This window comes from Planctomycetota bacterium (genome assembly GCA_016207825.1).
Lineage (GTDB): Bacteria > Planctomycetota > MHYJ01 > JACQXL01 > JACQZI01 > JACQZI01.
Genome location: JACQZI010000039.1, coordinates 41,205 through 63,097, shown reverse-complemented (window position 1 = coordinate 63,097; position 21,893 = coordinate 41,205). Strand labels below are relative to the sequence as shown.

21 protein-coding genes are annotated in these 21,893 nt (G+C 43.2%); 20 read left to right on the top strand and 1 reads right to left on the bottom strand.

Features of this window, described 5'->3' with window-relative positions; translation table 11 throughout:
• From HY811_12175 to HY811_12090, 18 genes are all read left to right on the top strand, one after another.
• A partial coding sequence (locus tag HY811_12175; protein MBI4835560.1) for an RHS repeat-associated core domain-containing protein occupies window positions 1–1,794 on the top strand: 1,794 nt, incomplete at its 5' end.
• Between the two features lie 2 nt (window positions 1,795–1,796).
• Entirely contained in the window at window positions 1,797–2,144 is a 348-nt protein-coding gene (locus tag HY811_12170; GenBank protein ID MBI4835559.1) for a hypothetical protein, read from the top strand.
• A 5-nt stretch (window positions 2,145–2,149) separates the two neighbouring features.
• Entirely contained in the window at window positions 2,150–4,180 is a 2,031-nt protein-coding gene (locus tag HY811_12165; GenBank protein MBI4835558.1) for a hypothetical protein, read from the top strand.
• Window positions 4,180–4,641 (top strand): hypothetical protein, encoded by a 462-nt coding sequence (locus tag HY811_12160; protein MBI4835557.1) that lies wholly within the window; start codon window positions 4,180–4,182, stop codon window positions 4,639–4,641. Before HY811_12165 ends, HY811_12160 begins: the two co-directional genes overlap by 1 nt.
• Window positions 4,586–6,655, top strand: coding sequence for a DUF2380 domain-containing protein (locus HY811_12155; protein ID MBI4835556.1), 2,070 nt, complete (start codon window positions 4,586–4,588; stop codon window positions 6,653–6,655). Before HY811_12160 ends, HY811_12155 begins: the two co-directional genes overlap by 56 nt.
• Window positions 6,656–6,670: 15 nt before the next feature.
• Window positions 6,671–7,237 carry a hypothetical protein gene (locus HY811_12150; GenBank protein MBI4835555.1) on the top strand — a complete coding sequence of 189 codons (567 nt, stop codon included), beginning with the start codon at window positions 6,671–6,673 and terminating at the stop codon, window positions 7,235–7,237.
• A 101-nt stretch (window positions 7,238–7,338) separates the two neighbouring features.
• Window positions 7,339–7,764: an RHS repeat-associated core domain-containing protein gene (locus tag HY811_12145; protein ID MBI4835554.1), complete on the top strand. Its 426-nt coding sequence runs from the start codon at window positions 7,339–7,341 to the stop codon at window positions 7,762–7,764.
• A 1,380-nt stretch (window positions 7,765–9,144) separates the two neighbouring features.
• Window positions 9,145–9,954 (top strand): tRNA pseudouridine(38-40) synthase TruA, encoded by an 810-nt coding sequence (gene truA / locus HY811_12140; GenBank protein ID MBI4835553.1) that lies wholly within the window; start codon window positions 9,145–9,147, stop codon window positions 9,952–9,954.
• 5 nt (window positions 9,955–9,959) lie between these two features.
• Entirely contained in the window at window positions 9,960–10,508 is a 549-nt protein-coding gene (locus HY811_12135; protein ID MBI4835552.1) for a CvpA family protein, read from the top strand.
• Window positions 10,505–11,677 carry a glycosyltransferase family 4 protein gene (locus HY811_12130; GenBank protein ID MBI4835551.1) on the top strand — a complete coding sequence of 391 codons (1,173 nt, stop codon included), beginning with the start codon at window positions 10,505–10,507 and terminating at the stop codon, window positions 11,675–11,677. Before HY811_12135 ends, HY811_12130 begins: the two co-directional genes overlap by 4 nt.
• Window positions 11,678–11,732: 55 nt before the next feature.
• Window positions 11,733–12,518, top strand: a complete 786-nt coding sequence (locus HY811_12125; GenBank protein MBI4835550.1) for a metallophosphoesterase family protein — start codon at window positions 11,733–11,735, stop codon at window positions 12,516–12,518.
• An 8-nt stretch (window positions 12,519–12,526) separates the two neighbouring features.
• The gene (raiA, locus tag HY811_12120) at window positions 12,527–12,901 is read left to right on the top strand and encodes a ribosome-associated translation inhibitor RaiA (GenBank protein ID MBI4835549.1); all 375 of its coding nucleotides are present in this window, start codon (window positions 12,527–12,529) and stop codon (window positions 12,899–12,901) included.
• 18 nt (window positions 12,902–12,919) lie between these two features.
• Complete coding sequence (locus HY811_12115; GenBank protein MBI4835548.1) at window positions 12,920–13,390, top strand: PTS sugar transporter subunit IIA; 471 nt, start codon at window positions 12,920–12,922, stop codon at window positions 13,388–13,390.
• Between the two features lie 6 nt (window positions 13,391–13,396).
• Window positions 13,397–13,666 (top strand): HPr family phosphocarrier protein, encoded by a 270-nt coding sequence (locus tag HY811_12110; protein ID MBI4835547.1) that lies wholly within the window; start codon window positions 13,397–13,399, stop codon window positions 13,664–13,666.
• 4 nt (window positions 13,667–13,670) lie between these two features.
• On the top strand, window positions 13,671–15,410 hold the full coding sequence (gene ptsP, locus HY811_12105; protein MBI4835546.1) for a phosphoenolpyruvate--protein phosphotransferase: 1,740 nt from the start codon (window positions 13,671–13,673) through the stop codon (window positions 15,408–15,410).
• 20 nt (window positions 15,411–15,430) lie between these two features.
• Window positions 15,431–16,834: a hypothetical protein gene (locus tag HY811_12100; protein MBI4835545.1), complete on the top strand. Its 1,404-nt coding sequence runs from the start codon at window positions 15,431–15,433 to the stop codon at window positions 16,832–16,834.
• Between the two features lie 248 nt (window positions 16,835–17,082).
• Window positions 17,083–17,400, top strand: a complete 318-nt coding sequence (locus tag HY811_12095) for a hypothetical protein (protein MBI4835544.1) — start codon at window positions 17,083–17,085, stop codon at window positions 17,398–17,400.
• Window positions 17,401–17,723: 323 nt separating this feature from the next.
• Window positions 17,724–18,599, top strand: a complete 876-nt coding sequence (locus tag HY811_12090) for a RimK family alpha-L-glutamate ligase (protein MBI4835543.1) — start codon at window positions 17,724–17,726, stop codon at window positions 18,597–18,599.
• On the opposite strand, the gene HY811_12085 is transcribed toward HY811_12090, so the two are convergent.
• Window positions 18,562–18,918 (bottom strand): DMT family protein, encoded by a 357-nt coding sequence (locus HY811_12085; protein MBI4835542.1) that lies wholly within the window; start codon window positions 18,916–18,918, stop codon window positions 18,562–18,564. The two genes, HY811_12090 and HY811_12085, sit on opposite strands and share 38 nt — an antisense overlap.
• Before the next feature lie 128 nt (window positions 18,919–19,046).
• Here HY811_12085 and purF point away from each other — a divergent pair, with 128 nt between their 5' ends.
• Both purF and HY811_12075 read left to right on the top strand, forming a co-directional pair.
• Complete coding sequence (purF, locus tag HY811_12080; GenBank protein ID MBI4835541.1) at window positions 19,047–20,495, top strand: amidophosphoribosyltransferase; 1,449 nt, start codon at window positions 19,047–19,049, stop codon at window positions 20,493–20,495.
• Between the two features lie 34 nt (window positions 20,496–20,529).
• Window positions 20,530–21,891 (top strand): PDZ domain-containing protein, encoded by a 1,362-nt coding sequence (locus HY811_12075; GenBank protein ID MBI4835540.1) that lies wholly within the window; start codon window positions 20,530–20,532, stop codon window positions 21,889–21,891.
• Window positions 21,892–21,893: the final 2 nt, after the last annotated feature.

Below are 21,893 nucleotides of genomic sequence, written 5' to 3'. Positions count from 1 at the left end.
TCCCATGTTACAATCTCCAATCCGCCATCTGTTATCGCTGGCTTCGAGTATGCCTACGATAAAGAAGACAACAAGAAATACGAAAAGCGTACGCACGAAAACAAAGGCGATGCCTATAATCTTGATTCCATTTACCGCTTGGTCGGAGTTAAGTATGGCGTTACGAATCTTGCATCAACTTCAGAATATGCGGATTATACGACTTGGGAGAAAAAGGAAGAATACAACTTTGACGGAGTTGGGAATCGTGAATCTTTGGTAACAACGGTTTGGGGTCAGAATCCGGTAACCAAGAACTATTCCACGAATGCCCTTAACCAATATTACCAGATAGACTCACAATCCCTATCCTATGACGCAAACGGAAACCTGAAAGACGATGGGGCTAATTTATATGCGTATGATTATGCTAATCGCTTAGTAGAAGTTCGCCGTAAGAGCGATAACGAGTTAATTGCTTCGTTCAAGTATGATGCGCTTGGCAGGAGGATTTCCAAGACTAACAACCAACAACAAACAACTAAATACTACTTAGATGGGGGAAGGGTTATAGAAGAACGCAACGGTTCGGACACTCTCTTGGCAACCTATGTGCATGGTAATGGCATAGACGAACTCCTGACCATGGAACGAAACAGCAACACCTATTATTTCCATGAGAATACTCAGGGTTCAATCTATGCTGTGACGAATAGCAGTGGCGTTATTGTGGAGAAGTATATTTACGATCCGTATGGAAAAGTAAGCATATTTGATGGTTCTGGAAATCCATTACAACAATCCGCAATTGGTGATAGTTATCTGTATACTGGTAGAGAATGGGATGCGGAAATCGGGTTATATTATTATCGCGCCAGATACTATTCACCTGCATTAGGTCGGTTCCTCGCCAGAGATCCGATGGGATACAGTGATGGAATGAACCTATATGCGTATGTAATTAACAATCCGGTGAATTTCTTAGATCCTTTTGGATTATGGAAATCTAGTCCTAACGAGGAAGGAAATGTTTATGTGGCAGAGTATGGCGATACGATTGAAAGTTTAAAGGATTTACTAGCTCAAGCATATATAACATTAGAATCTTTCTTAATAATTAGGGCTGAAGGGCGAAATGTAACTTACTCACCAGCACGACTTGCCCAGGGGATTATTAAACCTGGTGATGCCTTTAAAGTTTCGATAAGAATGCAATACGCTATTGTGCTTGAAAATGAAGGTCGTCCGCACCCCAGCACCATAATACAACCATCTGATTATGATCAATATGATGATGTTCTTGATTTCATGATGAAATATGTTGGTATTCCATGTGGTGGCGCAGTGGTTATAACGGGAGCTATATATGGAGGGTCAGCCGCTGGAACATATGTAGCTGCTCAACCTATTGTGACTACTGTTGCAACTACAGTCGCCGTTAAAGCCAAAGAATTAGCACAAGCGGCTGCAGCTATAGCGGGAAAAGCTGCAAATGCAGTGAGCGGAATTTGGAACTGGGTTGTGCAACTCGGCAACGCCGGATTTGCAAGATTACCTCTGCCATCTGGCGCCGAGAACATATTTACTAAAACAATTGGACTATCAAAAGCCTACGACAAAATAGTAGTCGCAGTAACCCGTGGCTATGGATTTCACTTGCATTTGATACTTAAAGGCGGGGAAAAAATATATCGGAGTTTTAATACATTACAAGAAGCTCTTGATTGGCTACCACGTGGGCTTAGGAATAATCAAGAAGTAATTAATGCTATCAAAAAGGGTTTTGAATCAATTGAAAGAGCAACAGGAGAGTAACTATGAAAAGAAAACGAAACGCAAAAAGATTTATATATATACTACCATCTCTTAAGCCTGATGAGTTTCCTCATATAAAAAAGAACAAATTTGCTAGAGTTAGGTTTAGAATTGATAATTCGTTGGGGGGAAGTGAGATAGCAATAGATGGAACATCAGAAGGATTGCTTTATTTTGCAAGGTTTCTTGTTGCGTTAGCGTTACATGATAAAGCTACTGAAGGCATGCATGTTCATTTGCCTTTATATGGCAAAATTGAAAAGGACAGCTTGCCGCTATCTATTTATAAGGTTTCTGTAAAACATGGAGTAAGTAAAAAGCGGATAACATCTATGAAGAAACACTATTAGTCAACATGAAATATAATTCATTCGGCTTGACCATAGAGGAAGAGCAGATTTTGGGGGCATATAGCGGTATCGTGTCATCGGGTTATAATATCGTTGGCAAGCAGACCGGCTTGACTTATCCCTCCGGTAAGGCCTTGACTTTTGTGCCTGACGAACTGAACCGAAACAAAGAAATCAAAGATTCGGTTAATAATATTATAGCCAAATATACCTATGCTGGACCTGGGTATCGCGTAACAGAAAGAGAATATCTAAACCAAACCAAACTAACGGTGGGTTGGGACGACAATCGCCGTATAACGAGTTACTCCCATGTTACAATCTCCAATCCGCCATCTGTTATCGCTGGCTTCGAGTATGCCTACGATAAAGAAGACAACAAGAAATACGAAAAGCGTACGCACGAAAACAAAGGCGATGCCTATAACCATGATTCCATTTACCGCTTGGTTGGAGTGAAATATGGTGTAACCAATCTTGCACCAACCACAGATTACACGGATTATACGACTTGGGAGAAAAAGGAAGAATATAACTTTGACGGAGTTGGAAATCGTGAATCTTTGGTAACGACTTTATGGGGACAAAATCCAACAACCAAGAACTATACCACCAACAGCTTGAATCAGTATATGTTAATAGACGGTAATTCGTATGTGTATGACAATAACGGTAATCTAAAGGACGATGGGGTTAATTTATATGCCTATGATTATGCTAATCGCTTAATAGAAATTCGCCGTAAGAGCGATAACGAGTTAATTGCTTCATTCAAGTATGATGCGCTTGGCAGGAGGATTTCCAAGACTAACAGCCAACAACAAACAACTAAATACTACTTAGATGGGGTAAGGGTTATAGAGGAGCGCGATGGGTCAAACAATCTCTTGGCAACCTATGTGCACGGTAATGGGATAGACGAACTCCTGACCATGGAGCGAAATAGTAACACTTATTATTACCATGAAAATACTCAGGGCTCAATCTATGCCGTGACGAATAGCAGTGGCGTTATTGTGGAAAAGTATACTTACGACCCGTATGGCAAGGTGAGTATATTTGACGGCTCTGGTAATCCCTTACAACAATCCGCTATCGGCAATGTGTATCTTTATACTGGGCGTGAATACGATACTGAGACGGGTTTATATTATTACAGAGCGCGTTACTATTCGCCTGAATTGGGCAGATTCTTAGCCCGCGACCCGCAGGGGTATGATGAGCTATTTAACCCGTATGCGTATTGCGGAAATAATCCAGCAAATTTAGTTGACCCGTTTGGACTATACGCTAAAAGTAAACAAGAAATAGACCCAGGTGCAAAAGCAGCAGCGGAATTCCAAGAATGGTTAGAATACGTAGATGCTCTGATTGCACTTGAAGAAAAGAAAGCCCTAATTGAAAAACATGAAAAAGAAGCGGAGCGACAAATAAAAGAGTTAGAGACAGAGCTAAAAGAGCTTCAAAGTCATTGGGCATATAAACTGTGTTGGTCAGGTGCGGAATATGCGTTCTATCTCAAATCTGAAATAGAAAGATTAAAAGGAAATGCAAACTATCTTGCTAATTTAGGTCAAATGCTTGATCAGGCAATTTATGCAGCAATGGAATCAGTCTTTACAGAAGTACCTGAATTCGCAGCCTCGGTGCTATGGGAACCAGCAGATTTGGCGTTAACAATTGAAGACATTAGGGAGCATGGTTTTAGTTGGTACCATGGACTTGGTTTACTTCCTTTCGTTCCGGGAACAACGCGTAGGTTTATAAAAAAAGGTGATGATGTCGGAGATGTGGCGAAGAATATTCCTGGAAGCAAGCACTATACAGGAGACAAAGGCATACAAGAGGCATTTAGCCACTTGAAAGATTACCATGGTTTAGATCCTAATGTTGCAAGCAATAGGCTACATAAGATGAAAGAAAGCGTAAATCTTGGTCCCGCTGATAATGTAATAATTGGAGCTACTGGAGATGTTTATCATCCTATAACAGGAGACAAAATTGGTTCATTAACTGATCCTTCTTGGGGGAAATAATGAATCATAAAAGAATTGAACGGGAATATGATGATGTGTTTGCGATAATTCGTGCTGACCTATATTGTGAGCAAGGCACACCAATAGAGCATAAAATAACTGTCAAAAAGGTTGTTTGGTCAGCAGATTATGCGAGACATGAAATAAACAGGCTAAGTAATCTTAATATAGGCAAAGGTGTTTATTTTTATCTGCAAACCCGCTTATTTAGGCTTAGAAAATATGCTCTGTCTCTTGATAATACATGGAAACGTAACTCCAAATATTCCCATGTTTTTGCAATAGTTAAATATGATATTCGCTATGCTACTATTGATACTACAATAAAAGATAGGGTGTCTATAGAAAAAATCGTTAGAACTGAGGAAGAAGTTGCTGAAGAAACAGGGATGCTTAACAAAATAAATGCTAATACTACTTTTAAATATTTCTGGACAATTACTCGCTTGGATATTTCGTGAAACTAATTGTGGCCCATCTGGCAAGGCATTAACATTTGTCCCGGATGAACTTAACAGAATCCAGCAAATCAAGAACGCCTCGAATGACGTTATAGCACAGTATACCTATAATGGTCCGGGGCGTGTCAAGCAAAGGGATTATCTAAACGGAACGCAATTAGTGGTTGATTGGGATGATAACCGCAGGATTTCTTCTTACAAGCATCAAGTCACCAGCACCCAACAGCTTATCGCTGGTTTCGAATATGCGTATGATAAAGAGGATAACAAGAAATACGAGAAGCGGACACATGAGGCCAAAGGTGATGTTTACGGGATGGATTCTATTTATCGCCTGACAGGTGTGAAATACGGGGTGCCCTCATCAGAATTAGACCCGCAGAAAACCTATGCCGACTATACGACTTTTGACAGCAAGGAAGATTTCACGCTGGATGATGTAGGCAACCGTAAAACGGTTGATAAGGGTAGTAACAATATTGATTATTATAATTATGTAAACGGTCAATACACGCCGGACGTCTTGAACCGTTATACGAATATCAACGGCAATCCGTATACGTATGATTCAAACGGAAATCTCACCAATGATGGCACGTATAAGTATTATTACGATTACGCCAACAGGCTTGCGGAAGTTAGGCTGGTGAGCGATAACTCTCTGGTAGCCAAGTATTGGTATGACGCTACGGGGAGGCGGGTATCAAAGACAAATAGCGCTCAAGAGACAATAAAGCATTATTTTGACGGTTTACACGTAGTTCAGAAAATAAATACTAATGATGTCGTTTTAGCATATTCTATTTACGGTAATGAAATAGTGCAGATGGAAGTTCCCGCTCCAAGCACGCAATTCCCTGTTGCGGGACTATTTTATTTCCATGAAAACGAAACCGGTTCAATATATGCTGTTACTAATTCCGCTGGGAATATTGTTGAAAGGTATAAATATAGCGCTTATGGAAAGCCAAGCTTTTTTGATGCAAATGGTAATTCAATCGCGCAATCTGCAATTGGCAACACTATATTGTTTAATGGATATAATTATAATCAAGAGATAGGCACTTATGAAGTAGGAAACACTGATTTTAGCCATGAATTGGGACGAGCATTGCAGGATATAAATGCAAAGAAGGCTGCAGCAGCAGAAGCGGCAGCAGGAGATTCAGGTTTATCGGAGGGAATAACACTATATGTAGATCCCTCAATATTCCAAGGCTCCGACGTGATAATTCCGGAAGGGCCGATTATTATTGATCCTGATAATATAATAGGAGGTCAAAAAGAATATAAGCCGCCAAAATCAGGGTTCGACTTGCTATTTAATACATTATTTCCTGTTCTCCCCTCCCAAATGGAGCAAGCACGAAAAGAACAGAGGGAACGACAAGCGCGGCAAGATTTTTTAGATGCGATAGATGCGATGATTCTTGCATTGGAAAATCCTGAATTAATAAAAGCGTTAGAGGAGGAAAAACAAGCAGAAGAAGCTCTATCTTCAGCGATAGCTGAACTTGTCGCGGATGTCGCCACAAATAAATCAGATATCGAAACCGCAACTAAATATTATAAAGGCGGAGCATGGTATGCAAAAGCAATCGCGGTGGTTGCGATTGCCGCGTTTGGAGTAGATGCAGCGCTTAGTTATGTTCCTGGATTAGGACAAGAAAAAACCGCCGCAAAAATTGCGGCTAAGGGAGGTAGGGCTGTTGCGAAAATCGCAAGACTTGCAAAAAAACTTAAGAAAGCACAGGAAATACTTGAGGTTCATCATCTGCTTCCAAAAGCAAAAAAACTTAAGAAATTCTTTGCAAGTAAAGGATTAGATGTAGAAGAATTCACGGTTTTATTAAGTCGAGCAAAACATAGATTGAAATCCGGCAAAGGCATTCATACTTTATTAGGTGGGAACTGGAACAAGGTCTGGGAAGAATGGATATTGAGGAATCCTGATGCCACGTCCGGACAAATATTAAACCAATTGAAAGCGATGAGGAAAAAATTTGGTATTTAACAGGAAGGAGAAATTATGAATTTCTATCATATGTGGAATGACCATCGATTTAAACATATTGATTATGCGTTGGATACGGATTGGAAAAGTATTAAATGCCCAAGATATAAAGGTCACCAAAGGAATGGCGATAGAGTTGGAACGTTAAAAATTGATATCCCAAGCAAGACAACTGGTGATTTTTTGTGGACTTTTTTAAGTGAATGTATAATTACAGATAAAATTGCAAAGATATTACATGAGAATAAAATAACTGGATATAAACTTAAACCGGTTGAAGTTAATAAGGCTAAAATAAAATTATCTTATAAACTATGGGAATTCACCGTGACTGGAAAGGGTGGGGATGCTGATAAAAAATCAGGTATTTCCCTCAAAGAAAAATGCGACTATTGTGGATTAAAAATATATTCTGGCTTTAAACATGGAATAATTGTGAACGAGAGAACTTGGGATGGAAGTGACGTATTTACCGTTGTCGGCTATCCGAGAATTATATTGGTTGCTGAAAAAGTGAAAGAATTAATCATTAGCAATGAGTTGACTGGCGCGAGATTAATTCCTTCTAATGAATTAAAATAGCAATAGAAACAATTACTGTTCTTTGACAATTTGATAAATACGAAGCTTACGGCAAGACAAAGATTTATGCTCCGGATGGAACAACTGAACGGACAGAATCCGTGATAGGGAATAGGTTCTTGTTTACCGGCAGGGAACTTGACGCAGAAACTGGTTTGTATTTCTATAGAGCCAGAACCTACAGCACGACTTTAGGTAGATTCCTCCAAACCGACCCTGAGCGTGATGACGAGTTGTTTAATCTATATACGTATTGTGGCAACAATTCGATTGATTTTATAGATTCGTTTGGGTTGAAAAGAACAAGAGCACGAGGAGGATCACGAGGAGAAAAACTAACAGAAACTAATACTCCCGGAACGCAACAAGGTCCTATTATTGGCTTTAGCAGAGAGCTTAAATATTCAGATTTAGAAAACTTAGATATGCTTGCCGAATCTGCTAAAAAATCAGTTGAAGGAGCAACAGTTCAAGAATACCCTATTTTTGCTCTATTAGATATTAAGCAACTGGAGTGTAATTGTTAAGTAGTATCTGTACCACACCAAAACAGGCGGGTTAAACCTGCCTTGCCATTAACGATGAACATTTCCTGTCGGTAAGGAAAGTTAAGTAGACACCTTATGCTCTGTGCGGGGAGAGTGTATACTGTATGCTGGGGGAGTGCATGCCATATGCCGGGGGAGTGTATACCGAACTGAGGGGGAGTGCACGCTATACGCGGTGAGGGTGCATACCCTATGCGAGGGGAGTGTATACCGAATCAGGGGGTAGTATACGCTCTATGAGGGAAGGGGGCACGCTATACGCGGGGCGGGTGCATACCGAATGCCGGGGCAGTATATGCTCTATGCGGGGGGAGTATATGCCATACGCTGGGAGAGTGCACGCTATATGCCGGGTGAGTGCATGCCATACCACTCCCCACTGCCACCCCTCCCCCCTACAAAATTTTGTAAAGCGAAAATTTATGTATTTCCAACATCTTTATTTATCTGGGGTTGGAAACTATTTTCAAAATGCTCAAATTTTTCCTGTCCCTTTTTGCTTACCATGCCGTATATACATAGTGTCTGGGAGCTGGGACACTCTTGCCAACCCCAACAAAATCAACGACTACGAATGAATTATTCTTAACATAAAATGCCGCTTTAAATAAGTGGGACAGGCAAAACGTCTTGTTAATCTTATTTTCCGTCGGACATACCCTCTAAGTGCTTTAGACGCTCCGGATGCGGGTAGGGAGGGAGGTATAGGGTAGGTGGGTATAGGTGGTGGTGATACCGGCTCCGGGTGGTTCAGGCTATTTTATTCCCTCCGGATAGAAAATCTATATACTCCCTTTCCGGGTTCGGGATACTCCGGATAGGGGTATGGCAGGGGGTATAGGGTATACGGGTAGGGAGGGGGTAGATTACTTATCTGGTAGGGTGCGAAGTCTTTAGCCGTTCCAAAGTTTATTGGACTCAGATTGATATGATTCTTTCCGCAGTAAATACTTCGGATAATTAGCATATTCAGTAATGATAAGTAATGCCTTGGAGCTGAATCATCTTACTCCAAATTGCGCAGTCAAGTGACGTTATGAAGGATAACGGACCCTTTTGTAAAGACGTTCCGCAGTTGTATCTATCGGTGAAAATGAACCAAGTATAATAGAGTCCGTGGAGTCGAAAGAGTTCTTGGAGTCTAAAGAGTTAGAGGGCGGTCTCATGATTGGTTTTGGGATGGCCGCCCCCCTTTATTTTATTTCCCCTCTTCACTACGTTGCGGGGGACGCCTTATTATGTTTTATTATGGTAGAGGCTCGGGAATGTCGTCCCGATTTATCGGGACTCCACCTTTTCTTTTCTCCGGCATTGCCCAGCATAATCATTTCTTGACCCTATCAAAAATAATTGGTATAAATGGATGCTACAGTGAAAAGAAACATAAAACTGACTATCGAATACGACGGATCGGGCTACTTCGGGTGGCAAAGCCAAAACGGCCACCACGCCACTATCCAGGAAACCGTGCTAAAGGCTATCCAAAAAGCGACCGGGGAAAAACCGATACTCTACGGCGCCAGCCGGACGGATACCGGAGTCCATGCCTTCGGCCAGGTGGCTAATTTCAGCTCTCAAACCAAATTACCGCCGGAGCGCCTGCGCGCCGCCATTAACGCCTATCTGCCGCGCGATATTATCATCCGCCGGGCTGAACAAGCCCCGGATAAATTCAACGCCCAATTCCAGGCGAAATCAAAGACATATTGCTATACTGTAATCAACGGGGCGACATCATCGGCTTTACAGCGTAACTTCGCCTATTACTCCAAAGATAGCGGGCTGGATATAAAAGCGATGATGAAAGCCGCGCGGTATTTAAAAGGGAAACATGATTTCGGTGCCTTCGGCTCGCCTTCTGAACGTAACCGCAGATACCACAACATCAGAACCATTTATTCCATAAGCGTTAAAGAGGCGACTACGATGTTCAACGGGCTCAGCATCCGCGATATTTACGGACGGGAAAACCGCATCATCCAAATAATGGTAAAAGGAAACGGATTCCTTTACAATATGGTCAGGACGATTGCCGGTACACTGCTTCTGGCAGGCAAAGGGAAAATAAGCCCGGAGGACATCAAGAAGATATTGAAATCGCGCGACCGCAACAAAGCCGGGCCGACCATGCCGGCGCACGGATTGTGCCTTTTGAAGATAGAGTATTAAAAAATATGGGCTGGGCAATTGATATTATACTTATTGTGATTCTGCTTGGCGGAATCACTTTAGGGTTTTTCAGCGGGTTTATCTGGCAATTTTCGCGCTTTGTGTTTTTAATCCTTGCGGTTTATATCACCTTGATTATCCACGAACCTTTGGCGGATTGGCTTTCCGATAAGGTTAACAGCCAGTTTGTCGCCCAGCTGATTATATACCTCTTTGTGTTTTTGATAATGTATCTCATCATGTTTTTTATCAGCTGGTTCGTGGAAAAGGCTGTCGAGAAAGTGAAGCTGAAGCTTGCCGACCAGATATTCGGAGGGATTTTCGGGCTTCTAAAAAGCGCTCTTATCTGCGGTTTTGTTTTGCTGGGACTTATATATTACCCTGCTTTCGGGATTGCAACGCTGAAGAACTCGTTCCTAACCGTGCCTGTCTTAAAATACACCAGGAATGTAATCTTTTTCATGCCGAAAACCTACCGGGATAAAATTCAATATTTCGTCAGGATCACCAAAAACAATATTGACAAACCGGAACAAAAGGAAACCGCTAAATGAAACCGGCCAAGCCGACGAGAGTATTACATATAATCACCCGTTTGATTCTCGGCGGGGCACAGGAAGATACATTATTACTCGTTAACGGCCTCCAGAAAAAGCCGCAATACCAGATTTATCTTGCAACCGGGCCGGCAATCGGTCCAGAAGGGGAACTCGTCACCCGCGCCAAAGGATATAAAATCAACCTGCTTTTCATACCGGAACTACGGCGCAACATCTGCCCGATAAGGGACTTTATCGCTTTTATAAAAATTTACCGCTTGATAAGCAACATGAGGCCGGATATCGTCCATACGCACAGCTCAAAGGCAGGCATATTGGGACGATTAGCCGCCAAGATGGCCGGGGTAAAAACAATCGTCCACAGCATATACGGATTGCCGTTCCATCCGTTCCAGAATAAGCTGGTGAACCTGTTTTATATACTGGCGGAAAGGTTTTGCGCGCCTTTTACCACGAAACTCATAAGCATAGCGGACGCCATGACCAGGCAATCGCTGGCCGCTGGGGTGGGCCGCAGGGAACAGTTTGAAACCATCCGGAGCGGGATAGAGCTGGAAAACTTCCTCGGCGAGCCGGATAGGACGGATGAACTGCGCACCAAATATGGAATTGCCGAAACGGATAAAGTCATCGGCACGGTGGCGCGTTTATTCCCTTTAAAGGGGCATGAGTTTTTGCTGGAGATTGCCCCGCGCCTGATAGCGAAGTTCCCGGACGTAAAGTTTATGCTTGTCGGAGACGGAATCCTGAGGACACAGATAGAGGATGAAATTGCACGCAAAGGCATGGAAAAGCACTTTGTCTTTACCGGGCATGTCAAACCGGAATTAATTCCGCATCTCATACGCCTGATGAATGTCCTGGTTCACCCGTCATTGAGGGAAGGGCTGGCACGCGCCTTACCACAGGCATTAATCATGAAAAAGCCGGCCGTATCATTCGAGTTGGATGGGGCAGGGGAGGTCATTATTAACGGAAAAACCGGGTTCCTGGTGACCCCAAAAGACGCCAACGCCCTTTATAGCGCGGTGGAAACGTTATTGTCTGACGATGCCAATGCGCGGAAAATGGGAAACCGGGGATATGAACTGGTCAAAGACTGGTTTGACGGTAAAACCATGGTCGAGAAAGTCCACAAATTATATCAGAAATTACTTGAATAAGCCGATAATATATGATAGCGTTTAGCCGAAATAACAAGTAATCAAACGAGAAAATATGCCTGACCCATTTGCCATTGTCTCTGACATACATTCCAACCTTGAAGCACTCCAAGCAGTAGTCAAAGATATCCAGGACCAGAATATCAAGGATATCATCTGCCTTGGCGATGTCATCGGCTACGGCCCGAACCCGGGTGAGTGCATAGACATAGTAAGAAATTTCAAGATGGTTTTAATGGGAAATCATGATGAAGGACTCATTGAAGAGCCGGTCGGATTTACCTTGAGGGCGCGAAAAGCACTGGAATGGACACGTAACCAGCTTAAGCCTAACTGGCTTAGCCCTAAAATAAAAAAGGACAGGTGGAAATTCATCGAAACGCTGCCCAATATCCATCAGGATGGAGACGTGCTATACGTCCATGCTTCTCCGCGCCAGCCTACCACCGAGTATATTTTACGAACGGATTGCGATGACCAGTTCGGCGGGGCCGGCAAACTGGACGAGATTTTCAGCATGATAAAGCACGTGTGCTTTGTCGGGCATACCCATGACCCGGGAATTATCCCAAAAGAGGATGATAACGGAAAATATAAATTCCTTGCCCCTGATGAAATAAACTATACGTACGAAATCAAGGAAGGAGTAAAAGTCATCGTTAACGACGGGTCAGTCGGACAACCCCGCGACGGGGACAATCGTGCCTGTTACGTTATTTTCGACGGTAAAACCATAAGCTTCCGGCGGGTCCCTTACGATTTTAATATTACGGCAGAGAAAATTTTCAAAGAAACCGGGTTGGAACGCTATTTCGGCGAACGCCTGGCTTTGGGGAGATAACTTTTTATATGATAAATATCACGGCGCGACATTTAGAAATCACCGCGGACTTAAAAGCATTTATCGAGGACAGATGCAACCGGCTTATCAGATATTTTGACCGTATAAGCAGGATTGACGTAATAGTTAATTTCAACAAGAATATCTATGAAGTCGAGGTAATAGCAAAAGGACCTCATCGTGTCACCATGGTAGCACATTCCACCGAGCGTAATCTTATAAACGTGATTGACGTAGTATTTGGAAAAATAGAAAAGCAGTTGGGCCGGGAAAAAGACAAAATCAAAGGACATCACGGCAAAGGGTTTAAAGATGCACTGAAAGAACAGAAGAAAACCAAGCGTAAAAAAGACAATGAATTCAAGCAAAATGATTGGTATTAAATAGAAGGAGTTAAAATCATGAAATTCAGCGAATTTCTGCCGAGCACCTCGGTCGTTAAAGAACTGCAAACCACTGGTAAAAAAGACGTTATCAAAGAAATGGTCGAAAAAATAAAAGATGTTTTCGGGCTTCCCGGATTTAAAGTTAACGATGTTGTTGAACTTTTGATTAAGCGTGAAAAAATCGGAAGCACCGGAATCGGCAACGGGATAGCCGTTCCTCATGCAAAACTTGAGGGACTGGATAAAGTAGTGGGTGCTTTCGGGCGCTCACCAAGCGGAATAGAGTTTAACGCAGTGGACGGCATGCCGGTACACTTAGTTTTCTTAATACTTGCTCCTGCTGAAAAGCCTGAGGCTAATTTAGCGGCGCTCCAACATATCTCGCGCGCTATCAAGCAACAGAATTTTTGCAAATTCCTTAAAAGCGCAAAAGATATAAAAGCAATTGCCGACGTGCTCAATGAAGCAGATGAGTTACTCAAATAGCGAACAATGGCAGTTGAGCGAATAATCCGCCTGGAAAATAAACTGGGTTTGCATGTCCGGCCTTCGGCGCAGCTGGCGGAACTGGCGTCAAAATATAAATCTGATGTTATAATTATCAAAGAATCCCTTCAGGCAAACGCAAAAAGCATTATGGATTTATTGACGCTGGCCGCTACGGGCGGGACGTCACTGACAATAAAGGTGGATGGACCGGATGCCGAAGCGGCTATTGATGCCATCCAAAAACTTATTAATTCAAAATTCGGCGAAGAGTAAACATATGCTGATCAAAAAAGGGATTCCGGCTTCACCCGGCATTTGCATCGCGAATGCGTTCCTTTTAGATACGGAAGCATATCAGATACCGGAACACCGGGTCGAGCAGAAAAATATAGCGCACGAAATAAACCGTTTTTCCGAAGCGGTCACTGAAGCTATTGACAGTTTTAATGACATTAGAAGACGGCTCTCTCCTAATCTGCGTGAAAAGACCGATCCGATTATCAGCGCTCACATACAAATGCTGCAGGATAAACACCTGCACCAACAGGTGATTAAACTTATCAAGGAAAATAAATATCTCCCGGAATATGCCGTCACGCTCACTTTTAAAAAGTATGCCAAGGCGCTTGTTTCCGCAGATGATGCGTTTTTTGCCAACCGCGTTCAGGATATTTATGATATTGAACGCAGACTCCTCCAAAAACTCCTTAAAACGAAAAGCGATGAATTGAGTGACCTTAAAAATGAAGTCGTTGTGGTCGCTCACGACTTAACACCATCACAAACAATTCTTCTTGACCGCAGCAAGGTAAAAGGATTTGCTACGGACGCAGGGGGAACTACTTCCCATACAGCAATTATTGCCAGGTCTATAGGGATTCCGGCCGTAGTCGGGTTAAACACCATCACCTTGGATATTTCCGGTGGAGACACCATTATCATTGACGGTAACAGCGGCGTGGTAATAATAAATCCGGATTCCGAAACAATCAAAAAATACTCCGCAAAAGAACGTAATTTTGTAGTCTACGAACGCCAGTTGCTCGAAGAAAGCAAAAAATTACCTGCTGAAACCAAAGATGGATATCGCATTAACCTTTATGTTAATATTGATTTGCCTGATGAAGTGCCTACAGCCGTAAAGCACGGCGCCGCCGGCATCGGATTATTAAGGACTGAGTTTTTCTACCCCTCGATAGAAAAATTACCAAGCGAGCAGGAACAGCTGGAAGTTTTCAAGAAAATAATACGCCAAATGGATGACAAGGAAATAGTCATCCGGACGCTCGATCTAGGCGCCGATAAATTGCCTATTGACGGACAATCCACTGAACAAAACCCTTACCTGGGCATCCGGGCAATACGTTTTTCCCTGCGCCATATTGACTTATTTAAAACCCAGCTACGCGCTATTTTACGCGCCTCTGAATTCGGCAACATCAGCATAATGTTCCCGATGATTTCTTCACTGGAAGAAGTGATTAAGGCAAAAGCCATTTTAAAAGATGTGCAAAATGAATTGAGAAAAGAAAAGATACTTTTTAACCCTGATGTTAAAATCGGCATAATGATCGAAGTCCCTTCGGCCGCCGTCATTGCGGATATCCTGATAAAAGAAGTGGATTTTTTCAGCATCGGGACCAACGACCTTATCCAGTATACCCTAGCGGTAGACCGCGGTAACGAAGGCGTCGCGTCTTTATACCAACCAACCAACCCGGCAGTATTAAGATTAATCAAAAAAGTTATTGATATTGGCGGAGAAAATGGTAAAATAGTAGCTATGTGCGGCGAAATGTCCGGAAATGTAGTTTATACCATACTGCTTTTGGGCCTGGGCTTGAAAGTCTTCAGCATGGCGCCGATAGTTGTTCCGGAAATAAAAAAAGTCATTCGTTCGGTTTCCATGGACGAAGCCAGGCAGGTAGCGAAACACGCTCTTGAATTCACAGACGCACAAACTGCCGCAAATTACCTGTTGGATTATACCAAACAGGTTATACCTCAGTTGTTTTAATAATACGGAGGGCTCGATTTATGCCAACTAAAAACCGGTTGTTAATCTTGCTCATTCTTATCCTGACTTTCTCAACTGTGACCGGATTGCACGCCGTCAGCATCAAGTTACGCGACGGCTCATATGTTCAGGGTGAAATTACTGATTGGGATGATAACGGCTTTGACTTTAAAAAATGGGGGTCGGAGGCTATTATCCGGTTTAAATGGACTCAATTACCACAGGAAGAAATCACCCGGCTCTACGATTTTCTCGATATAAAAATCCAAGGAAATCAGGTGGAAGCCGAGCGTATTTACCTTAAAAGCGGCAAAACCATGGTTGGAATAAAAATCTCCGAAACAGACAAAGAATTGACCATTAAAACCAAAGATGGAGAAAAAATAATTCCATTGGACAATATCTGGCTTTCCGAAAAGACAAAGGTTTCTATTCTTGATATTTACACCCCCCAGGAAGCTTACGACATGGAAGTCAAAAAATATGATTTGGCCAAAGCTGAAGATAATTACAAACTGGCGGAATACTGTGTTGCAACCTTAGTCGCCCTGGACAAAGCCCGCTTACACTTCGATAAAGCAGTTAGCTTAGACGCCAGCTACAAAGAAAAAGTCGAGAAAAGAGTTGCTGAAATGAATCTCGCTGCACTTAAGCAGGAAATACAGAAAATCGAAAATGTCCTGTTAAAAGGGAAAACAAAGGATGCGGCCACCGCACTGGATAAGTTAAAAAAAATGCCGGAATTTAAAAACAATCCTGATGCACAAAAAATCTTTCAGGAAACCCAGCAAAAAATAACCGATTACGAAAAGAAAAACACGCAGGATGTAACAAACGACTTGGTAAAACGCATTATTGGTGAGTATTATAAAACAGTTGAAGCCTCTGTGTCAAAAATAGCATTTGATAATAAACTCTCATATTCGATAGTCACTCAATATGCGGATACTTATCTTCTTAAAGAAGTTACCAGTAAAGTCGCCGAGAAAATGGACATGGAAGAAGCGGAAATTGATAAGATGTGGAAAACACGCACTCTGGAGCAAAGCAAAAAGCGCACGATATCATACGGCGATGGTTCATTCCTTAAAGCATCGTCAATGAAAGCTCCAGACCCTTCCGATATAAGCGAATATGCCCGTTACGAAGAAAAAATGGCTCTGATAAACCAAGCAAAAAGCGATGCTTCCCAGAAAAAGAAACTGCTTAATTCAGATACCTGGTGGAAAAACGCTACGGCATCATCTAAAAAAGACTGGCTACTTGCATATTTCGGCGAACGACAGGGCAAAGGAGTCGACCGAAAAACCGAATTCTGCCCGAATTGCCGCGGAGAAGGAATCACCCGTAAGTCATCAAAGTCATTTGAATTATGCACACGATGCCAGGGGTGCATGCAGGATCTTTATATAACATACTATTAAAACAAAGACGACGTAAAAACTTGATAAAACGGGAAAGATACACTTTGTCTTTAGCACTTGCCCTATGCGTCATAGTATGGGGATGCAGTCACGACGCCCGGGAAACATTGACATCACCTGAAGGTAAATTCAGCATCACTTTCCCTTCAGGATACCCTTCGGCGGAGAAAAAGACGCAAAATATCCCTGACAATCTTTCTAATGTTATAATGACTACGTACCTATCTGAAACACCTGAAGGAGCATGCATGATCAGTTTTTGCGATTACCCCAAAGAAGCTATTGCAAAAATGAGCATCGAAACTATCCTAAACAATGAGCGTGACAACGCCATGAAAAATACCGGGGGTAAACTTGAAAAAGAAGAGCATTACTCAATAGATGGCAATCAGGGGCGTAAAATTTACTTCTCTGGGAAACACCAGGAACTGGAGCTTTATGGCCAGGCTGTTTTCCTCTTGGTAAAAAACAGGATTTACCAAATTGTTCATTTGAATAACAGCAAGGATGCGGCAGAAAAACCGGAAATACTGGCGTTTTTCAACTCATTTAAACTTACGAAATAACCGTAAAAAAGCCGATTCAAAAAGATGCATAAAACACTCGCAACAATAATATGGATACTTCTAACCTTGGTTTACGGCTGCGGTAAAAATCATGACGATTCACAGACGATTTCTGTCCCAGGGAAACGCTCAATTACTCCGGTTAATTCAACCAGCCGAACCACCCTAACAAAGATAATCGTATATATATCACCTACCGGAACGAAATACCATAAAGAAGGATGTGCCGATTTAGGTAAAAATAAAACCGCGCTAAGATTGGAAAACGCCAAGAAAAATTATTTGCCCTGTAAAGTTTGTAACCCTCCAAAATAAAAACCGATATGAATATACTGATTCTTTCCCGCCGGGAACGTTATTATGCCACAATGCGTTTGGTTGAGACCTGTCGGGAATCGGGCCATTCTGTCACGGTGATAGATCCGCTTAAATATGTAATTACAAACTCCAAAGAACAAATACAAAATTCCAGACCAAGATTCGATTTGATTCTCCCCAGAATTGGAAATGTTGCGATTGAATATTCGCTCGCCTTGGTTAAATATTTTGAGCTTTCCGGAATACCAGCGGTCAATGGGTCTGCTGCTATTTACCTTGCCAAGGATAAATTCGTTTCATTAATGGTGCTGAAAGCAAAAGGGTTGCCGGTGCTAAAAACCGTAATGCTGCGTTCGCGGAAGTCGCTTGGCAAAACGGTTAAACAATTGGGCGGCTTACCGATTGTAATTAAGCCTTTGCGCGGCTCTCAAGGAATAGGCGTGGCATTGGCTAAAACGATGAAAGAATTATACGCCCTTCTTAAAGCAAATTGGGATGCCGACCACGATGCAATCTTGCAGGAATATATACCGGAATCGAAAGGGCAAGACATACGGATACTGGTTATCGGGAATAAAGTAATCGGCGGGATGAAGAGATACGCACCGCGTAATGATTTCCGCTCCAATATTCATCAGGGCGGCAGGGGAGAACTGATAAAACTTCCGGCGCTTTACAAAACGCTGGCTAAAAAGGCGGTTAAGGCGCTGGGCTTGCAAATAGGCGGAGTGGATATATTGGAATCGAAACGCGGCCCGCTAATCATTGAAGTCAATGCCTCGCCAGGATTCGAAGGATTGGAAAAAGTTACCGGTAAGGATATCGCAAAGGAAATAATCGACTTCAGCACGGGAGTTTCGAAGCGGGATAAAAAGCGATAACGGCTGCCAGGACAATCAACCCGAAGGCCACCAAATAACGCCAGCTAATGCCCTCATTAAGATAAAGCCAGGCAAACGCCATAAAAACAAGTATCGTAATGCACTCCTGCATTACTTTCAGCTGGTAGGCGGAACAGCTTTTATAACCTATGCGGTTTGCCGGCACCTGTATGCAGTATTCGAAAAAAGCAATTCCCCAGCTGACTGCAATGGCAATAAATAAAGGCGATGTTTTATATTTAAGGTGCCCGTACCAGGCGGTAATCATGAAAATATTGGAAAGAAGGAGCAACCCTCCGGCAATTAGCATCTCTTTCATATTTTATTTATTAACATCTATATTATCGGTAAGTTTTCGATAAATCATTATGAAAGTTATCTTGACAAAATCTTTGATTTAAAGTATAGAGTATGGTTTCTGTTTTGCAAATTGAGGCATAATAAAGAATGTGCGGCGTATTAGGGATTTGCGGCAGTAAAGACGTGGTTCTGGAATTATATCAGGGCTTAAATGCGCTCCAGCACCGGGGGCAGGACGCCGCTGGTATCGCGACATTTTCAGAGAAATTCAACCTTAAAAAAGGCGACGGCCTGGTCCAGAATGTTTTCAATTCCAAAAACCTCTCCAGATTGACCGGCAATATGGGAATCGGCCACGTGCGCTACCCGACTGTGGGCGGCGGCGGCGCGGATGACGCCCAGCCTTTTTACGTAAACTCGCCTTTTGGAATCGCCATGGTCCATAACGGCAATCTGGTAAACTATTTCGAGCTTAAAAAAGAACTTTTCCGCAAGGATTTCCGCCACCTTAATTCAGGCTGCGATGTCGAAGCTCTTTTGAATGTTTTCGCCGATGAGCTTATGGCGGAAAATCTTTGCAAGCTTTCCGTGGACGCTATTTATCAAACTGTTAAACGTGTATACAAGCGGGCTGAGGGAAGCTATTCTGCCGTGGCGGTAATTGCCGGGCACGGCATTGTGGCGTTCCGGGACCCTCACGGCATAAAACCGCTGGTTATGGGAAAAAAGGACGATGATTACGCTTTCGCTTCCGAAAGCGCCGCCCTGGATATCCTCGGATACAATATTATGGGGGATATCGCACCAGGCGAAGTCGTTTATATCGAAGAAACCCCGAGATTCTTTAAGGAAGGAAGAAAACTTTACCGTAAAAGGCTGGTAACCGCAAAGCACACGCCATGCATCTTTGAATGGGTGTATTTTGCCCGACCGGATTCTGTCATAGAAGGAATTAATGTCTATTCCGCCAGATTCAGGCTGGGCTTGGAACTGGCCAAAAGGGTTAAACAGTTAGGCGTAAAACCGGATGTGGTCATCCCGATTCCGGATACATCCCGCCCGGCGGCGTCCGCGGTTGCCGAATACCTTAAAATACCTCATCGCGAAGGCTTAATCAAAAACCGCTATATCGGCCGGACATTTATCATGCCGGACCAAACCAAGCGGGAACAATCGGTCAGGCAAAAGCTAAACCCGATACGCGAGGAAATAAACGGCAAAGACGTTCTTTTGGTGGATGACAGCATCGTCCGCGGAACAACTTCCCGGGAGCTGGTCAATATGATAAGGAGCGCCGGCGCGAAAAAGGTCTATTTCGGGGTCTTTTCCCCTCCTTTAAGACATCCGTGCGTTTACGGAATCGACATGCAGACCAAGGGCGAATTCATCGCCCGCAATAAAAGCGAAGAAAAAATAGCCCGGGAAATAGGGGTGGATGCCCTGATTTACCAAACCGTCGAAGGACTGATAAAAAGCATCAAATTCGGAGACTCTGTTTGCACCGCCTGTTTCACCGGAAATTACCCGACCAGGGTCCCGGAAAAACTGTTCAGCATGATAGAAAATGAACGCATGGGATTGAAGATGGGCTGTTGATTGATTTTACATATATATAAATGAAAGGAAACACATGAAAGCAATAAGAAAGGTATTGTGCGGGTGCGTTATACTGGCATCTTTGATGCCGGCCTGCACCGCGCCGGGAAACAAACAGGCCGGGGAGCCGAATGTCCCGGAAGGGGTTCGGGTTTTATCCGCGGTTAAGAATTCCGTCAACGATATCAGCCGGATGGTTGGACCGTCCGTCGCTTACGTGGAAATTGCTCTTACCGGCGACCGTGATCCGGATCGTATGACCGGCATATTCATTGATGCGGAAAATAATATGTTTATACCGGCTTATTTGAAAAAAGATACCATCAGGAAAATTTCCGTCTGGATAAACAAAGAGGAATATACGGCAAAACTCGTCCAATCAGATGATAAGCGTTATATGTCTATCATTAAGGTTAAATTGCCGCCCGAAGTTAAAATCACCCCGATTTCACTGGAAAAAATCGCCCAGGCGGGCATAGGCGAATGGCTGATAGGAATTAACACTTCCGGAAAAGACCTCGATTACCAAAAACTCTCCGAGGTGGGGATGGTCAGGGGAACCCAGGAAGGCTTTTTTGACCAGGTGCTGGTCAATGGATTGAACATCGGCACCGGAACGGTGGTGGTTAATCTTAAAGGCGAACTCATCGGAATCGGAATGCAAGGGCAGCTGATTGCCGCGAACGATATAAAACGGGCTGTAAATAAAATCTTCGCGAAAGCCAAGAACCCGCCTTCCTTTGAAGACGAGAAAAAGAAACCATGGGTTGGAATATATTTTACGCCCATTAATGAAGATTATGCAACGGTAAAAGGATTCCCCAAGGAAAGCATGCTGGTAGAAGCGGTGATTGCCGACAGCCCGGCCGATAAGAACGGGATGAAAGAAGACGACTTGATTATCGAAGTCGACGGGCAAAAACTGACCAAAAGCGGGCCGCAATTGGCGGAGCAATTCAATAAATACATGGATGCCGAAATGAACCGTGAAATCACTTTTAAGGTTTTACGCGGCGGCGAAACCAAAATAGTCAAATGCAAATTCGAGGAACGCCCGGAACCCAAGGAATTCAAAGCAGAAGATATCGGCCTTAACGTCCAGAATATAACCGACGCCGAATACCGTGGTTGGAAACTGACCCGCCGCGAAGGTGTCCTGGTGACCGCCGTAATGCCGGGCAGCCCGGCCGCAACTGCCGAATCGGCCAATGAATACCTGATTTACCAGGGCGATATTATAATGGAATTCAATTTTATGCCGATTAATAACCTGGAAGATTTCATTAAAGCCGTGGAAACCGTGCGCAGGGAAAAACCAAACGTCGTTTTGGTAAAACTGTGGCGCGGAACTTTCCAAACAATGCAGGCGTTAAATCTTAAAATAGGGAGGAAATAAAC

What these genes read in the sequence shown, in the direction of transcription:
- HY811_12170 (MBI4835559.1), top strand. Translation starts at nt 1,797, where the DNA reads ATGAAAAGAAAACGAAACGCAAAAAGATTTATATATATACTACCATCT.
- HY811_12165 (MBI4835558.1), top strand. Translation starts at nt 2,150, where the DNA reads ATGAAATATAATTCATTCGGCTTGACCATAGAGGAAGAGCAGATTTTG.
- HY811_12160 (MBI4835557.1), top strand. Translation starts at nt 4,180, where the DNA reads ATGAATCATAAAAGAATTGAACGGGAATATGATGATGTGTTTGCGATA.
- HY811_12155 (MBI4835556.1), top strand. Translation starts at nt 4,586, where the DNA reads ATGCTAATACTACTTTTAAATATTTCTGGACAATTACTCGCTTGGATA.
- HY811_12150 (MBI4835555.1), top strand. Translation starts at nt 6,671, where the DNA reads ATGAATTTCTATCATATGTGGAATGACCATCGATTTAAACATATTGAT.
- truA (MBI4835553.1), top strand. Translation starts at nt 9,145, where the DNA reads ATGGATGCTACAGTGAAAAGAAACATAAAACTGACTATCGAATACGAC.
- HY811_12135 (MBI4835552.1), top strand. Translation starts at nt 9,960, where the DNA reads ATGGGCTGGGCAATTGATATTATACTTATTGTGATTCTGCTTGGCGGA.
- HY811_12130 (MBI4835551.1), top strand. Translation starts at nt 10,505, where the DNA reads ATGAAACCGGCCAAGCCGACGAGAGTATTACATATAATCACCCGTTTG.
- HY811_12125 (MBI4835550.1), top strand. Translation starts at nt 11,733, where the DNA reads ATGCCTGACCCATTTGCCATTGTCTCTGACATACATTCCAACCTTGAA.
- raiA (MBI4835549.1), top strand. Translation starts at nt 12,527, where the DNA reads ATGATAAATATCACGGCGCGACATTTAGAAATCACCGCGGACTTAAAA.
- HY811_12115 (MBI4835548.1), top strand. Translation starts at nt 12,920, where the DNA reads ATGAAATTCAGCGAATTTCTGCCGAGCACCTCGGTCGTTAAAGAACTG.
- HY811_12110 (MBI4835547.1), top strand. Translation starts at nt 13,397, where the DNA reads ATGGCAGTTGAGCGAATAATCCGCCTGGAAAATAAACTGGGTTTGCAT.
- ptsP (MBI4835546.1), top strand. Translation starts at nt 13,671, where the DNA reads ATGCTGATCAAAAAAGGGATTCCGGCTTCACCCGGCATTTGCATCGCG.
- HY811_12100 (MBI4835545.1), top strand. Translation starts at nt 15,431, where the DNA reads ATGCCAACTAAAAACCGGTTGTTAATCTTGCTCATTCTTATCCTGACT.
- HY811_12095 (MBI4835544.1), top strand. Translation starts at nt 17,083, where the DNA reads ATGATCAGTTTTTGCGATTACCCCAAAGAAGCTATTGCAAAAATGAGC.
- HY811_12090 (MBI4835543.1), top strand. Translation starts at nt 17,724, where the DNA reads ATGAATATACTGATTCTTTCCCGCCGGGAACGTTATTATGCCACAATG.
- HY811_12085 (MBI4835542.1), bottom strand. Translation starts at nt 18,918, where the DNA reads ATGAAAGAGATGCTAATTGCCGGAGGGTTGCTCCTTCTTTCCAATATT.
- purF (MBI4835541.1), top strand. Translation starts at nt 19,047, where the DNA reads ATGTGCGGCGTATTAGGGATTTGCGGCAGTAAAGACGTGGTTCTGGAA.
- HY811_12075 (MBI4835540.1), top strand. Translation starts at nt 20,530, where the DNA reads ATGAAAGCAATAAGAAAGGTATTGTGCGGGTGCGTTATACTGGCATCT.